This window comes from Anabaena sp. UHCC 0253, from assembly GCF_009712085.1.
Taxonomy (GTDB): domain Bacteria; phylum Cyanobacteriota; class Cyanobacteriia; order Cyanobacteriales; family Nostocaceae; genus Dolichospermum.
Genome location: NZ_VILD01000008.1, coordinates 207,546 through 222,911, shown reverse-complemented (window position 1 = coordinate 222,911; position 15,366 = coordinate 207,546). Strand labels below are relative to the sequence as shown.

15 protein-coding genes and 1 pseudogene are annotated in these 15,366 nt (G+C 39.8%); 7 read left to right on the top strand and 9 right to left on the bottom strand.

Annotated elements, in window-relative coordinates; all coding sequences use genetic code 11:
* Positions 1-232 (top strand): annotated as a pseudogene (locus FJR38_RS27850) (hypothetical protein); the annotation flags it as partial.
* Here FJR38_RS27850 and lanM read toward each other — a convergent pair.
* Positions 209-2,131: a type 2 lanthipeptide synthetase LanM gene (gene lanM / locus FJR38_RS21100; RefSeq protein ID WP_168539201.1), complete on the bottom strand. Its 1,923-nt coding sequence runs from the start codon at positions 2,129-2,131 to the stop codon at positions 209-211. The pseudogene FJR38_RS27850 and the gene lanM overlap by 24 nt on opposite strands.
* A gap of 113 nt (positions 2,132-2,244) precedes the next feature.
* Between lanM and FJR38_RS21095 the strand changes: the two genes are divergently transcribed.
* From FJR38_RS21095 to FJR38_RS21080, 4 genes are all read left to right on the top strand, one after another.
* Entirely contained in the window at positions 2,245-3,942 is a 1,698-nt protein-coding gene (locus tag FJR38_RS21095) for an iron uptake porin (protein ID WP_168491797.1), read from the top strand.
* 274 nt (positions 3,943-4,216) lie between these two features.
* Positions 4,217-4,912, top strand: a complete 696-nt coding sequence (locus tag FJR38_RS21090; protein WP_168539199.1) for a DUF4476 domain-containing protein — start codon at positions 4,217-4,219, stop codon at positions 4,910-4,912.
* Between the two features lie 140 nt (positions 4,913-5,052).
* Positions 5,053-5,508, top strand: coding sequence for a J domain-containing protein (locus FJR38_RS21085; RefSeq protein ID WP_168491800.1), 456 nt, complete (start codon positions 5,053-5,055; stop codon positions 5,506-5,508).
* A gap of 54 nt (positions 5,509-5,562) precedes the next feature.
* Positions 5,563-5,829 carry a DUF3143 domain-containing protein gene (locus tag FJR38_RS21080; RefSeq protein WP_168491802.1) on the top strand — a complete coding sequence of 89 codons (267 nt, stop codon included), beginning with the start codon at positions 5,563-5,565 and terminating at the stop codon, positions 5,827-5,829.
* A 58-nt stretch (positions 5,830-5,887) separates the two neighbouring features.
* Here the strand turns inward: FJR38_RS21080 and FJR38_RS21075 are convergent, their stop codons facing one another.
* The 3 genes from FJR38_RS21075 to lysA form a co-directional block, all read right to left on the bottom strand.
* Positions 5,888-6,637: an isoprenyl transferase gene (locus tag FJR38_RS21075; protein ID WP_168491804.1), complete on the bottom strand. Its 750-nt coding sequence runs from the start codon at positions 6,635-6,637 to the stop codon at positions 5,888-5,890.
* Complete coding sequence (gene cdaA / locus FJR38_RS21070) at positions 6,634-7,602, bottom strand: diadenylate cyclase CdaA (RefSeq protein ID WP_168491806.1); 969 nt, start codon at positions 7,600-7,602, stop codon at positions 6,634-6,636. Before cdaA ends, FJR38_RS21075 begins: the two co-directional genes overlap by 4 nt.
* Positions 7,603-7,695: 93 nt before the next feature.
* Positions 7,696-9,108 (bottom strand): diaminopimelate decarboxylase, encoded by a 1,413-nt coding sequence (gene lysA, locus FJR38_RS21065; RefSeq protein ID WP_168491807.1) that lies wholly within the window; start codon positions 9,106-9,108, stop codon positions 7,696-7,698.
* A 111-nt stretch (positions 9,109-9,219) separates the two neighbouring features.
* On the opposite strand from lysA, the gene rimI reads away from it, so the two are divergent.
* Complete coding sequence (rimI, locus tag FJR38_RS21060; RefSeq protein ID WP_168491808.1) at positions 9,220-9,717, top strand: ribosomal protein S18-alanine N-acetyltransferase; 498 nt, start codon at positions 9,220-9,222, stop codon at positions 9,715-9,717.
* A 45-nt stretch (positions 9,718-9,762) separates the two neighbouring features.
* Here rimI and FJR38_RS21055 read toward each other — a convergent pair whose 3' ends face one another.
* The 5 genes from FJR38_RS21055 to petB form a co-directional block, all read right to left on the bottom strand.
* The gene (locus tag FJR38_RS21055) at positions 9,763-10,134 is read right to left on the bottom strand and encodes a hypothetical protein (protein ID WP_168491809.1); all 372 of its coding nucleotides are present in this window, start codon (positions 10,132-10,134) and stop codon (positions 9,763-9,765) included.
* Positions 10,135-10,171: 37 nt separating this feature from the next.
* The gene (locus FJR38_RS21050) at positions 10,172-11,317 is read right to left on the bottom strand and encodes a glycosyltransferase family 4 protein (RefSeq protein ID WP_168539197.1); all 1,146 of its coding nucleotides are present in this window, start codon (positions 11,315-11,317) and stop codon (positions 10,172-10,174) included.
* Between the two features lie 194 nt (positions 11,318-11,511).
* Complete coding sequence (locus tag FJR38_RS21045; RefSeq protein WP_168491812.1) at positions 11,512-11,955, bottom strand: anti-sigma regulatory factor; 444 nt, start codon at positions 11,953-11,955, stop codon at positions 11,512-11,514.
* A gap of 457 nt (positions 11,956-12,412) precedes the next feature.
* Positions 12,413-12,895, bottom strand: coding sequence for a cytochrome b6-f complex subunit IV (gene petD / locus FJR38_RS21040; RefSeq protein ID WP_168491814.1), 483 nt, complete (start codon positions 12,893-12,895; stop codon positions 12,413-12,415).
* A gap of 200 nt (positions 12,896-13,095) precedes the next feature.
* Complete coding sequence (gene petB, locus FJR38_RS21035) at positions 13,096-13,743, bottom strand: cytochrome b6 (protein ID WP_168491816.1); 648 nt, start codon at positions 13,741-13,743, stop codon at positions 13,096-13,098.
* Between the two features lie 379 nt (positions 13,744-14,122).
* Here petB and ctpA point away from each other — a divergent pair, with 379 nt between their 5' ends.
* A complete protein-coding gene (gene ctpA, locus FJR38_RS21030) occupies positions 14,123-15,355 on the top strand; it encodes a carboxyl-terminal processing protease CtpA (RefSeq protein ID WP_174764077.1) in 1,233 nt (410 codons plus the stop codon).
* Positions 15,356-15,366: the final 11 nt, after the last annotated feature.

Sequence of the window (15,366 nt, the reverse complement as noted above, 5' to 3'; positions counted from 1 at the left end):
TAAGATAGCTATAGAAATTTCGTCCATACTCCTGCTTACTCACCAGACTTTTAATCTAGCAGAATATGAAATTCATCTTCTGAGATTACAGACCTTGCATCATTTACCTTCAAATATAACCATTGCTGAAATCGAGAAAATCTTAGAAAATGTCAAAATTTTGATGACTTCAGAGCAAATATTAAAAACTTTAAATCATATTTTTGCTTTAGTCCCCGTGTCTATTTCTTGAGTGGGAAGGGAGTAAATCTTTTTCGCTGAGTTTATTTAAGCGATGATTTACTAATTCAATTCCTGATTCGTTGAAAAAGTTAGTGATGTGTAAATCTGTGTCTCGATGATATAAATCGCGGGAATGGGGATATGTTGTAAATAGGGGAATATCGTTTTTCCACAGTGCGTCTTGTTCTGCGGAAATGATTTGACTCAGTTGCGGACGGTTTTTGACATCTATCCAAAGTTTATCAAATAAGCGATACCTTCGGTAAGCTTCGCTAACGCTCTCTAAGCCATCTCGTAAAAAATCAGGATGATAACTTTCTCGCAGTAACAAAGCATAGATTCTACTCGCACGCATCACCACCCGCACTTCATCTTCTGCAAACTGCGTTAAAATCTCCGTTAATTCTTGCCGATATTTTAATAAAATCTCATAAACTGTTTTAAATCCATTGATTATATCTTCTGTATATTCCCAAACATTCACTTCCTGCTGATTTAATTGGGGACGGTTTTGGCTACCTGGAATAACGGCCTGTTGACGTTCAACTCGCATCATATCTGTCCCTACCTGCACCAGTTTCGGGACTTTTTCCGGTGTCAACTGTCCTCCAGCACCCCCTAAACCACTCATATCAATTCCCGCAGTTTCCGTATTTCCCCAGGCTATCTGCGGTAACAAACCAACACGCAATACAGAATCTGCAACCATCTCTCTATCCAAAGTATCTGCTGCTGTGGTTGTTATCTCATGACGAGGATGAAATAAAGATTCTAAATCAATTAAAATGGGAGATTCTCCCGCTGCAATTAAGTTTTCAAAGTGAAAGTCTGTAGCTTCTAAGCTATACAACAATCCTAAATATCCACCTTGACGCTGATAAAATCTCTTTAATTCATCTGCTGAATGACATTCTTTAAAGTTAACAAATTCTACCCAACCGTAATTATCCCGATTTAAAATCTTTAAAGTTGGAAAATTTGGTTTAAAGCCTTTTGCATTTAACCACAACAGCAGTTCTTGAAAATGCACATCTACTGCTAATGATCTCGGCTTATAAACTAACTGCCAACCGCTGGCAAATTCTAGTATAATAACTGACTTACCATTATTATGGCTGTCACCCGCTCCCCGTTTAACTTTAACTAATTTTTCAGGGTTTGCTGGTGGTTGAAATTGGTAACAAATATCTACCCAATCATGGCAAAAATGCTGAATAAATTCTAAGCTATTTTCTACCCAGCGATTAATTGTTTCTAAAACTTGTCTAGCTAAAACCGGGTATTCTTCCCACAATGCTAGTTGCACTTCGGGATTTTTCAAACGTTGTATAAAGCTGGAAAATCTTGATTGAGCATTATCACCCGTTAACAAACCTTGTAATCTGGCTACATTCAGTTCTAATACTAAGGTTGCATTTACCATTAATAGCAGTTGTTCTGGTAATCCCTCTAATAAAACATCATGAATATCACTTAAATTTTCAGGAAGATTTTGTATATTATTTAATCCAGTTTCTAATTTAATCATACCTTGAGCAAGCAAAGGAGCGATCGCATTCAAAAACCCAAAATTAGGATGTGTAGATAAACTAGAACTCGATAATAGCGTTCTAATATCTTTATCGCCTAAATGTTTATAACTTTGCTGAATCTCTTTTACCCATTGCAAAGGTATAGAATCTACCGTTTGTCCCAAAATACGACAAAGTTGCGCTTCGTTAATTCCTTCTAGTGCTAGTTTTTTGGCAAATAAATCCGTGTCTGCAAAGCTTGATTCCGATTTCCAAAATTTAATTCTTTTTAATCCCAACTCAACATCATACACCAACTCATCGGAACTAACTGCAATTCGTTCCTTTAATGACATAGCACGAAACCAAGCGGAATCTTGACAGTTGACTTTTTTCATCTTCTCAGAAACTTACTCAGTGTTTACACGATCGCTTAACTATGATAATAATTATCATTATCTGGCTATCTGTGTAAAGCAGATTCAGATGAGGGTGTATCAGTGAGGATGTGATGTTAAAAGTTTTCTTAGGTTTAGTCTTAGCAACCCCAGTAGTTTTGATTTCTTCAGTAGCATGGGGTAGTGAAATAGCAGAAAATGATGATTTAGCACAAGTAACTTCTGTATCTCAGTTGTCTGACGTACAACCGACAGATTGGGCTTTTAGTGCTTTACAATCTTTAGTAGAACGGTATGGTTGTGTAGCAGGGTATCCCAACGGGACATTCCGGGGAAACCGCGCTATGACTCGTTATGAATTTGCTGCTGGTTTAAATGCTTGTTTAGACAGAATTAATGAGCTAATAGCCACATCAACTGCTGATTTAGTTCAAAAAGAAGATTTACTTCCTATCCAACGCCTAAAAGAGGAATTTACCCCAGAATTAGCCACTTTACGCGGGCGGGTGGATGCTGTAGAAAACCGCGCCGAAATTTTAGAAAGTCAGCAATTTTCCACAACTACCAAACTTTCCGGTGAAGCGATTTTTGCCATTACTGATGTTTTAAGTGGAGATAGTGATCCTTTTGGCGTGGGTGTACCTCGCAACAGCACTATTTTCGCTAACAGAGTCCGTCTTAACTTAGTCAGTAGTTTTACAGGTCAAGACGAGCTAAAAATTAGACTCCAAGCAGGTAGCACTCCACACCCCCAAAGGGCGGGAGGTTTTCGCTATGGTGCAGATCCTGTATTAGCGCAGTTAAGAAGCAGACAAACGACACCAGAAGGTGGACAAACCTTTAATCAAGAGTTTCCTGATCAAGCTGGTAGTGTAGAATTAGGGACGGTTAGTTATAAGTTTCCAGTAAGTAACAAATTACGAGCGGCTGTATTTGCAAATCGGGGTGAACACGTAGACTATTTACCGAATATCTTTAGTACAATTGGTGATGAAGATGGGGGTTCTGGTTCGCTTTCTACCTTTGCTCAATATAGCCCCATTTACCGTATTGGTTCACAAGGTGCGGGTTTGGGCTTGAATTATGAATTGAATCCGGGTATTAACTTGAGTTTAGGCTATTTAGCCGCAAATGCTAATAGTCCAGAAGATTTAACTCCTAATAGCAGTAATGGGACAACGGCCGGAGGTTTGTTTAATGGTCGTTATTCAGCTTTGACGCAATTAAGTATCCAACCAAGCAGAAATTTAGCTTTTGGCTTAACTTACGTTAATAACTATACTGCGGGAGCGCCGATTTTTCTCAATGATGTGGGGACAATTTCGGCAAACTCTCCGAATTTAACAGCGGATAATAGCCGAATTGGGACAAATTCCTATGGGGTAGCGGGTTTATGGAGAGTTTCGCCCAAATTTGCGGTGAATAGTTGGTTTATGTATACTAATGTACAAGGGAAATCAGCAGGTTCAGATAGTGAGAGTGCAGATATTTACAGTTATGCGATCGCTCTAGCCTTTCCTGATTTGGGTAAAGAAGGTAATCTGGGAGGTATTGTCGTCGGTGTTCCTCCCCATGCGACTCGTTCCGGTATCGCTAGACCTGCTTTTCGACCCTTCTTCGGTGGTGCAACTGACGTAATTAGCACTATCCCCAATCGTACCACACCGTTGCATTTGGAAGCTTTTTATAAGTATAAATTGAATAATAATATTTCCATTACACCTGGTGTAATTTGGTTAGTAGCTCCCAACCAAACCAGTAATAATCCTGATGTCGTCATTGGTACGGTGAGGACAACATTCACGTTTTAATTCAGCTTTTGGTTAACATGGCTGAGAAAAAAGGCGAGCATTTTGACACGGATGTTGTCATTTAAGAAATTGGGGTAATATAAGTTACTATGACCGGGAATTTTAGATTTTAGATTTTAGATTTTAGATGAGAAAATTTGGTATAGATTCCCCATCCTCTACTGACGGAAAAATACTCGCTGCGCTGCGTACGCTTCGCTAACGTCAATCCAAAATCCAAAATCCAAAATTGTAAATCCAAAATCGAGTGACTTACCCTCTGTACAAAATTCACATGATACCAATTTCCACCAACGCTTATCTGAATAAGTATCTGGGTACTCTGCTCCTCAGTTTAGGAATAGCAGGATGGAGTCTACCCGCTCAAGCATCGCCGCAACTCCTCTATGAGTTTTTAGAAGTAAATGGCAATTTATCTACTTGTCTCAACCAGGCCGAAACTGCCATTAAGCGATCTGGTTTGGTGCGTCAAAATACCAGACAAAACTCGATTAATGCTCAAGGAAGAGATATAACTGCTACCGTTTACTGTCGCCGGATTAATCCTCAGTTATCGGAAGCGGTATTAATGGTTGCTGGGACAAATGGTGTGTCTACGGCTAACTTTAATTCTGTATTCAATTCTATTGTCAAAGACATAGATGAGTCTCGTACAACTACAGTGTCTCAATCTACCTCAACCCCTATCAGTGATGCTGCTTTTGGGCAACTAATAGATGCTCTGGAGCGTAATTGGGCTAATCCACTGGAATTCCTAGCTCAGGCAGTTCCCCAAAACTACTTTACAGCAGCCCAAGCAACTCAAATTGTCAAAAAGATCAATTTTGAGAGTCGTAAGATATCGGCAGCAGTGTTACTATATCCCCAAGTTGTAGATCGTGGTAACTGGTTTGTAGTTGAGCAGACTTTTACTTTTGAGAGCCAGCGCCGGGAATTACGCCGTCAGATTGCTAATTTATCAAATAAATAATTGGCGATAATGGCAGAAAATAAACTATATTCAACTCCCCATCTGAAGATGGGGGTTGAAAGTATGAAGATTTGCGGCGCGGAAATTCATAAAAGATTTAAAATATAAAAAACTGAATTTGAGTAAAGTGAATCAAAGCCGTGACTCCAAACGGGACAAAGCTACCAGGTGGCAACACTACATATTATTCCCTGCTAGGATTGCATCCTTCCGCGTCGGTGATTGATATTCGTCGCGTTTACAGAGAACTTAGTAAACAGTATCATCCAGATACAACGGAATTACCTGCTAGTATTGCTACTGAAAAATTTCAGAAAATTAACGAAGCTTACGCCACCCTCAGTCATCCAGAAAGGCGTTTAAGTTATGATGTGAAAATTGGCTATTCTCGCTTTGGGGTAATTCAAACACCAACAGATTTAAACCAGTCTGTACATAAACCTTATGATTACTCAAAATCAATGTATCTGGATGCAAGCGATCGCCCCCTGTCATCAGGAGAAATATTTGTATTATTTGTGTTAAGTTTAACCATTGTGGGTTGTTTACTACTAGCGATCGCCATAGCCTTCCTAAGAGGAAAAGCAATTGTCTAAATCCAACTTCTCATTACCTTGAATAACTAATAATTTAGAAATTTTTAATTGCTTATGCTTCCTGCCGATACACCCCTATATAGTCATCCTCTACCACAAATTGAACAATGGCTAAAAAACCAAGGCTGTCAACAAGACGAAAACCAGCTACATTGTTGGCGGATTCAAAAATCAAGTTGGGAAGCAGAACTTTGGTTAGATACTGAACAAATCACAGTTCGATATTTCCAAGTAGGAGTAAAAACTCAAGATATTCAACGTTCTTTTAAATATTCCCTCAGTCGGGAAGATATCCAAGAAGCAGTTTTTGCCGGACCATAAATGGGGTAATTTTTAAATTAGCCTTACCTTGTCTTCCTCTGCTTTGTGCTACCTGTTTCTAAATTTTCCCAAACCGTCGTTCCCGTTGCTGATAAGCACATAAAGCCCGGTGAAATTCACCACGGTCAAAATCTGGCCAAAGAGTATCAGTAATATAAATTTCTCCATAGGCCATTTGCCAAAGTAAGAAATTCGATAACCGCATTTCTCCACTGGTACGAATTAGTAAATCGGGATCTGCTATTCCTGCTGTGTAGAGATGAGCTTCAAATACTTGTTCAGAAATTTCATCAGGCTGTAAAAAACCTTCTTTGACCTTTTGAGCGATCGCTCGACAAGCTTGTAAAATCTCCTGTCTACCCCCATAATTAGTCGCTATTGTAAAGCGGATACTGGAATTATCCTTAGTTTGAGCCATGGAACGGGAAATTTCCGTCTGGAGTGCCTGTGGCAAAGCTGACAAATTACCCACAAACTGAATTTGCACATTTTCCTCTACCATTTCCCGCAGTTCTTGTCGCAAAACTCGCTGGAATAGAGTCATTAAAAACTCCACTTCTTCCTGTGGTCTCTTCCAGTTCTCAGTTGAAAAAGCATAAGCCGTTAGTGCCTTAATCCCCCAGTCCTTGCAACAGTGCAGTAAATCCTTGAGAGCATTTACACCAGCCTTATGACCCATAATCCGCGGTAAACCTTGACGTTTTGCCCAGCGACCATTACCGTCCATAATTACTGCGACGTGCTGGGGTAGTAATTCTCGTTTTAAGTCAAGAGGTAAATATTGCAATTCAGTTTGTTGTGTTGTCATTTTTTATCTTGAGAAGCGGTCGTATCCCGAGGGGGAAGCAAGCTACGTGTAGCTTGTCTTAGACAAGGTAATCTAAGTAAACGAGAAATTAATTTTAGTGACTGACCACCAAGCTGACGAACTAAACTTAAAATACCAGGAGCTACAGCTTCCCGATCTACAGTTGGAGAAAATCGAGCTTCTAAGGACTCTTTAAGCTTTTTAATAGTTAGTGGTCTATATAGAGTTCCTTGTTCCGCTAAGGAAATAGAACCCGTTTCTTCTGATACAACGACACAAATACAATTTTCGACCCTTTCCGTAATTCCCATTGCTGCCCGATGGCGTGTTCCCAACTGACGCGAGGCTGTACGTCCTGAAAGTGGTAAAATTATACCTGATGATACAATCCGTGAACCACGAATTAACGTTGCTCCATCATGTAACAAAGTTTTCGGTTGAAAAATAGTTTGTATCAGTTCTTTAGAAACTTCGGCATTTAGCTTTACTCCTGGAACTGAGAAATCTTGTTCATCAATTGGCCCAGTAGTTTCTAATATTAGTAAAGCACCAATTCGGTTTTTCGATAATTCTTTAACTGCTTCCACAATTTCATCAATCACACTATCGGACTTAGGAATCGCCAAGCGATTATTGTGAAACAACTGCCAAAATTCACCACGTCCCAATTGTTCCAAAAAGCGGCGGAATTCTGATTGGAGTGCCACCGCCATAGCCACAGCACAGCCAATCACCAATTTTTCCAGGACAAAATTTAGCAGCGGTAATCCTAACCTGCCGCTGAGTGCCGAACAGAGCATGAGAACTATAAACCCTCGCACCATCCATAACGTGCGCCGTTCACTAATAATCACTAGGATCATGTATGTCAGTGCCAGGACTAACATCATATCCAGAGTCCCAAGGAGCAAGGACTGTGACCAATCTCCCAGGTTTATCAGCCATTGCTTCCACCAATCTCTCATGACATCTGGATTCTTATAGTCATTTGTCAGTTGTCAGTTGTCAGTTGTCAGTTGTGATTTTTTAACCACTGATCACTGACCACTGACTACGAACTATTTAAGTCTTTCCGGTAGGCAATCTTGTCGAATCAAGTCTTGATAAGTTTCGCGCTGCAAAATTAAATTTGCCTCGCCATTTGCCACTACAACAGCCGCCGGTCGGGGGAGGCGATTATAGTTAGATGCCATACTGTAATTGTATGCACCAGTTCCCATAACGACGAGAATATCATTTGCTTCAGTTTTTGGCAGTTGGGCATTTTTAATCAGAATATCTCCTGATTCACAATGTTTACCAGCCAATGTGACTGTTTCAGTGCAGGGAGCGGATATTTTATTAGCAACTACCGCCCGATAAACCGATTGGTAGGTGATAGGACGGGGATTATCTGACATTCCGCCATCAATAGCTACGTAGGTGCGAATTTCGGGAATGACTTTGGTCGCACCAATGGTGTAAGCTGTAACGCAAGCTGTGGCAACGAGCGATCGCCCTGGCTCACAGAGTAACTTTGGTAAAGGCAGATTTTCCGATATACAAGCTGCTTGCACTACTTCACAAATCGCCTTTGACCATTCAGCAATGCTAGGGGGATCATCAGATTCTATATATTTAATCCCTAAACCACCACCCACATTTAATTCGGTCACTGTCAAACCATGTTTAGCCGCATCCCTTAACCATTGCACCATCACAGCCGCTAAATCTCTATGTGGTTGGCGTTCAAAAATTTGTGAACCAATATGAGCGTGTAACCCCACACAGTTTAAACTAGCTTGTTGACTGACAAAAGCAAAAACTTCTTGTAAATCATTGGGGTCAAAACCAAATTTACTATCTAAATGTCCAGTGCGAATATATTCGTGAGTGTGACATTCTATTCCCGGAGTTAAGCGTAGCATGACCCGAATAGGCGAAGAAGCAGAATTTTCTGTTTGCTCCCCGGCTATTTTTACCAAAGTATGTAATTCGTGCCAGTTATCCGCAACAATAGTACAACCAGATTCAATTGCTAAAATCAACTCATCATGAGATTTGTTATTTCCATGTAAATAAATTTTGCTGGGACTCATACCCGCATTCAGCGCAGTATAAAGTTCACCACCAGATACTACATCAATTCCTAATCCTTCTGAGGCAACAATGGCACAAACTGCTAGACAATTCCAGGCTTTAGAAGCATAAAGTACCTGAGATTCCCCTTTGTAGTATTCCTTAAAGGTGTCTCGATATTGCCTACAAGCTGTCCGCAGGGTTTCTTCATCTAAAATATATAAAGGTGAACCAAACTGTTCGACTAGAGTTGTTACATCACACCCACCGATTTCTAGGTTGTCATGATGATTAACTCTAGCTGTCAAGGGTAAGAGTTGTTGGTTGGGTGAAACATCAGCACTGTTACTATGCTGTTTCTGTAAATATTGACGGCCAGAAAGTTGAACTTCGACGGGGTGAGTCGATACCATAATTAATAAGAGTTGTCTTTGTGAAAATTCAGGGCATGAGTATATGTCCCCATTCCCAGTTTACCCTCTCATTGGTAATGGATAATTAACCTTCCTCAATCCTCAAAAATAGTGATTTCATCAGACTTAAAAATTCAATCTTTAACTACAGACAATTTAACTGAATTGTTAGAACTGGATAAAGCCTGTTTTAATGGTTTGTGGACTATGGAAGGCTACCTCCGGGAGTTAGAAAGTCCTAATAGTCATTTTTTGGGTTTATTTTCACCTTTTAATGACTCTGAACTATTGGGAATGGGTTGCTTTTGGTCAATTTTAGAGGAAGCACACATTACAATTTTGGCTGTTCATCCCCTCTATCATGGACAAGGGTTAGGCAAGGCTATATTGTATTCTCTACTGCGGACGGCTGCCGATATCGGTTTGGAACGAGCTACTCTCGAAGTCCGCGATTCTAACTACATTGCTATTTCCTTATACCAAAAGTTTGGGTTCAAAACTGCGGGAAAACGACGGGGTTATTACAAAGATAACAATGAGGATGCGTTGATTCTTTGGCTTTCTGAACTACAGCAGCCACATTTTCTCCAAAATTTGGATCAATCATAGCAATACCTTATTCGGAAATTCCTAATTTAACAACTGCCTAAATGATTAATCTTCCAATGATTGGGCTTGAACTTCAACCGCTGTCACATCAATTGTTCCTTCTGGTGTAAAACGTTGAAATTGACTATTTTTAACTAATAGCCGCTCACCACAGTTGGTACACTGTACCTGACTGTTATTTACACCTGTTACTTCATATCCACAGACAGGACACTTGTCAGTGACTAGATTCTTTTCTAACCACCAGCGAAATCCAAAGAATGCTACCACAGGTAAAAATAACAATAACCCAAAAATAATTACTAAAGAATTAACTAACCAGCCCAAGCCTAATGATGCTAATAACCAGGCAATTGCTAACAGGGTCAGCCAAGGGCGGATTTTTTCAAAATTGAATTGCAAGTTTTTCAAGCTCATATCTCAAATTTTTGCTTCTAACTCTAGGATAGCGAGTTTAGCTCTTGGTTATGGAAGATGAGCAAAGCAGGATTTCTTGTAACCGCAGTGGGAAAGTCTCTATCCCAAATGCAGCGATCGCCTGTTCTCGTAGCCATGTTCCATGACAACGTTGATCATCACCTTGAAGTATTTCTATACAAGCTGCTGCTACTGCATCAGCATCACGGTGTGGAACTCTCCAACCCAGTTTACCATCCTGTAAGGGATCAGCAGAGCCATCATTATCTCCTGATAATACGGGTATTCCACAAGCCATAGCTTCTAAATAGACAATACCAAAGCCTTCTTGTGAAGGCATAATATAGGCATCAGCGAGACGATAGTGAAATATTAATTCTTCTGTAGGTACAAATCCAGCAAAGATCACGCGATCGCTCACACCTAAATCTTGTGCTAATTTTGCTAATCTAGGTTGATCATCACCACGACCAATCACCAAATATTTAACATCGGCAAATACCTTTAATATCTGTGGTAACGCTCTAATTGTTATATCTACGCCTTTATAAATATCCCCAGACCACAACCGCGTCACTGTCACTAATACTTTGGCATTATTTAAGCCATACTTTGTCATTAATTCTAATGACTTAAGACCGGGAGTAAATTTATTTCCATCAATAGCACAAGGTAACATCTTCACTTTATTAGGGTCTATACCATTAGCAGCACAAGCACAGTCTCGACTATAACGGCTAATTGTCCAAATGCTAGAGGATGAAGCCAAAGCTTGTCTTTCTTGACTTTTCAGAACTTCCCAGACTTCTTTTCCATAAGTTAAAACAGTATAGGGAATTCCTAATAACTCACATAAAGTTTTTGTCAAAACGGCTAGTTTAATATGTCCACAAAAAACGTGTTCAGGTCTTTTTTTCCACAAAAACCATAATAGAGATAATGCTAATTTGACTCTTCCTGTAGTAGGAGAATTACTTTGGAAATAGTGGAATTTTAACCGTTCTGATGCAAAAGGGTTGTCACAATTGGGACTATCTCGCAACAGAAATACATCTGCTTGATAAATATCCTCTAATTGCAAATATGCTCCTAAAATATCCTTAACATAAGATTGCACTCCACCTTCCTGGCGGAAAATCTCTAAAAACAGGAATACATGATTAGTTTTATTTTTAACTAGCATTTTAAATATTAATTAATTTTGGTGCGGAAAAAGATTCTGAATTAATTGAGCCAAATGTATCAAATAATTGAATATATTCCGCTTTGCCATATCATAATTACACAATGGTGTCAATCAAGCAACCCTCAAAAATTCCTAAAAAGCTGACGTAATCTCCTTTTTTAATTTTTAATTTTTAATTCCGCCAAGCTGTACTAGTGTTGTTGTTCCAGACAATATTTAACAATTAATAAACAGTTTCTATTATTAGAATCACGTTCATAAACAACTCTATCTGCCAAGCGTCGGAGTAAAAACCATCCATACCCACCTACTTGTAGAGTCCCCGGTTCTGGTTCAGTGATAACATCAGGATTAAATGGATTTCCATAATCCCAAATTCTCATTTCCAGTCTATCAGTCCATAGACTGACTTGAATTTCTATAGTTGTTTCCGGTGGTAAAGAATGATGAGCATGACGAACGGCGTTGGTAAAGCCTTCTGCTAAGGCTAGATTGAGACGATAAAGTTGGCTGTCTGACCAGCCATATTTAGGTAAATATTGCTGACAAAATTCTTCAAACCATTGTTGCACTTGGTTCAAGAGCTTCAGATCGCTCTTGACCGTTCGATGGTCTTGCTGCACTATGCTAAGCATTGACCGTAACTTGAATAGAAAGTAAGTGAAAAGTATTTGTGTTTCTTGGTAATTTGATGATTTTACATTTTTGAATAGTGATTATAGCAGGTGACAAGATTAAAAATTTTTGGGGATATTTTTTTTGCTCAAGACTGATAGTGCGCTGACAAAAACAGTTCAAGTCTTAATCTCCCTGATAATTGCTACATATCCAAAAATTAAAATTTTTACATCTTAGATTTGGGAAAGTTGGGTGGTGATTTGAGATTGGGGATATTTCCACTAATCTCAAAATTTTCCCTCCACAATCCCAGATTAGTTAACGCCTGTTGATTTTCAAAAGCATATCTCTTTTGAAATATCAGTAACAAGTAGACCATAAAAGACTTGCGGCTATTTGTTTGTCAGATATTATCCCGTATACGCTCTTGAAAATCACAGACGTTACCAGGTTTAGTTTTGACTGAAACTTACCTTAGAACAATCCTAAAGTTAAGGATTTATCTAATGGAAGTGCAGCACCCACACCTAGCCACAGGGTAACAAGAGTACCAAAAAGAAATACTGTTGTTGCGACAGGACGACGGAAGGGGTTTTGGAACTTATTGACGTTTTCCAAGAAGGGAACAAGAATTAGTCCCAAGGGTACAGAAGCCATTGCTAACACACCTAATAGTTTACTAGGTAGTGAGCGCAGAATTTGGAACACAGGGTATAAATACCACTCTGGTAAAATTTCTAAGGGAGTAGCAAAAGGATTAGCTGGTTCACCTATCATAGCGGGATCTAGAGTTGCTAGAGCCACAATACAGGCAAAAGAACCCATGATTACCACAGGAAATATATACAGCAAATCGTTAGGCCAAGCTGGTTCACCATAGTAGTTGTGACCCATGCCTTGGGCAAGTTTAGCTCTTAATTGAGGATCGCTCAGATCCGGCTTTTTTTGTGTTGACATTTGGGAATGCGCTCTCCAGCTTGAAGTTAAGTTAAAGCATTGGTGAAAGCTATCAGCTATACAGGCACTTTGCAGCTTTCAACTAGCTCAATTTTCAGATAGTAGTGGTTGTCTACAACTTACAAGTTATTTTTTCTCAGTTTAAAACAAACTACGATGATCTGGAAACACAAGTTATGCCTGTTTGCTAATAACTTTGATTACAAAGGTCCAGAAATACCTTGTTTGCGAATCATCAAGAAGTGGAACAACATGAAGACGGCAATTAACCAAGGGAGAACGAATGTGTGGGCGCTATAGTAGCGAGTGAGTGTAGCTTGACCAACACTAGAACCACCACGTAATAAATCGGAGATGAGAACGCCGACTACGGGAATTGCTTCTGGTACACCACTAACAATTTTTACAGCCCAATAACCAACTTGATCCCAAGGTAGAGAGTAGCCGGTTACACCGAAGGAAACTGTGATTACTGCGAGGATGACACCACTTACCCAAGTCAACTCGCGAGGCTTTTTGAAACCACCTGTTAGGTAAACGCGGAAGGTGTGCAGAATCATCATCAATACCATCATGCTGGCAGACCAGCGGTGAATGGAGCGAATTAGCCAACCAAAGTTGACTTCATTCATGATGTACTCTACGGAGGAGAAAGCTTCGGCGACTGTAGGCTTGTAGTAGAATGTCATCGCAAATCCAGTTGCGAACTGGATCAGGAAGCAAACTAGGGTAATTCCACCCAAGCAGTAGAAGATGTTAACGTGGGGAGGAACGTATTTGGTGGTGATATCATCAGCAATCTCTTGGAGATCCAAGCGTTCCTCAAACCAGTCATAAACGTTGGCCATACAATCCTAAGTTCCTAAAAATAGATTGCGGTTGATAAGTTTTGTTATGCGAAGCTTAGTCATGACCGACTATTCAACTAACCTCAGTTAGAGGGTTCGCTTCTCGCTTCATCCAAAAGCACTATGCTTTTACTTGTCCACGAGCGTAGATTTGGGTGTAACTCACCCTATTTTCGAGAAATCTTCCTGTCTCTAGTCTTTGCCAGTCAACTTTAACAATGTTGACTCCAAAGAAGATTTTATCGTTGATCAGGAAAAAGTTGGATTAACAACTTTATGAGAAGAATGCACTTCTTCTATAAAAAAAGTAACATAGTCGAGAGATAGATTTCATTAACAACTGAGCATCATAGAAAGTTTTAGGGAATTTGAGTCTGAGATGGAACTGAAAATAGGGTTGATTAACAAGCGGGTTAGGCGGCTAGGATGTTCACTACTATTGCTTTTGTGCTTGGTGTTTGGAGCATATATTTCTCCCGCTTCAGCTTTGACACAAGAACAGAAGCTGGTTTATGAAGTGTGGCGAATTGTTAATCGCTCTTATCTAGATGGTACTTTTAACCATCAAAGCTGGATTGATGTACGACAAAAGGCGCTAAAAAATCATTTCGCTAACCAGGAAGCTGCTTATGCAACTATTCAGGAGATGCTTAAAAGTCTGGATGATCCTTTTACTCGTTTTCTTGAACCTGAAAAATATCGCAGTTTGCAAGTTAGCACTTCTGGAGAACTGACAGGTGTGGGTTTACAAATTGCTCTCAATCCCCAAACTGGTGGTTTGGAAGTAATTACGCCTATTGAGGATTCTCCTGCTCAAAAAGCCGGTTTAAAGCCACGCGATCGCATTTTGCAAATTGAGGGTTTATCTACAGAGAATCTGACTCTTGATGAGGCTGCGGCGCGAATGCGTGGACCGATTGGCAGCGTTGTCACTCTCTTAATTGGCCGGGAAGGTGAACAAGATCAAGAAGTGATCTTGGTGCGCGATCGCATTGCTCTTAATCCTGTTATATCTGATTTGCGATTATCCCCTCAAGGTAACAAGATTGGTTATCTCGCCTTGAGTCAATTTAATGCTAATGCTGTGACGGAGTTGGCACACGCTATTTCTATTTTAGAAAAAAATGGCGCTTCTGCCTATATTCTTGATTTAAGAAATAATCCCGGTGGACTCTTACAAGCCGGAATTGAAGTGGCTCGTCTTTGGTTAGATTCTGGCACAATTGTTTATACTGTCAATCGTCAAGGCATTCAAGGGACTTATGAAGCCTTTGGACCAGCCCTCACAAAAGATCCTTTGGTGATTCTAGTCAATCAAGGAACTGCCAGTTCTAGTGAAATTCTAGCCGGTGCATTACAAGATAATCATCGCGCCCAGTTAGTAGGCGAAACTACTTATGGTAAGGGTTTAATTCAATCTTTGTTTGAATTATCCGATGGTTCTGGTTTGGCAGTCACAATTGCTAAATATGAAACTCCCAACCATCGAGATATTAATAAATTGGGAATCAAGCCAGATCAAATAATTCCCCAACAATCCATCAAGCGTGAGCAAATCGGCACAGAAGCAGATGCTCAATATCAAGCAGCTATGGAACTGTTAAATAATTGACAATTGATAAT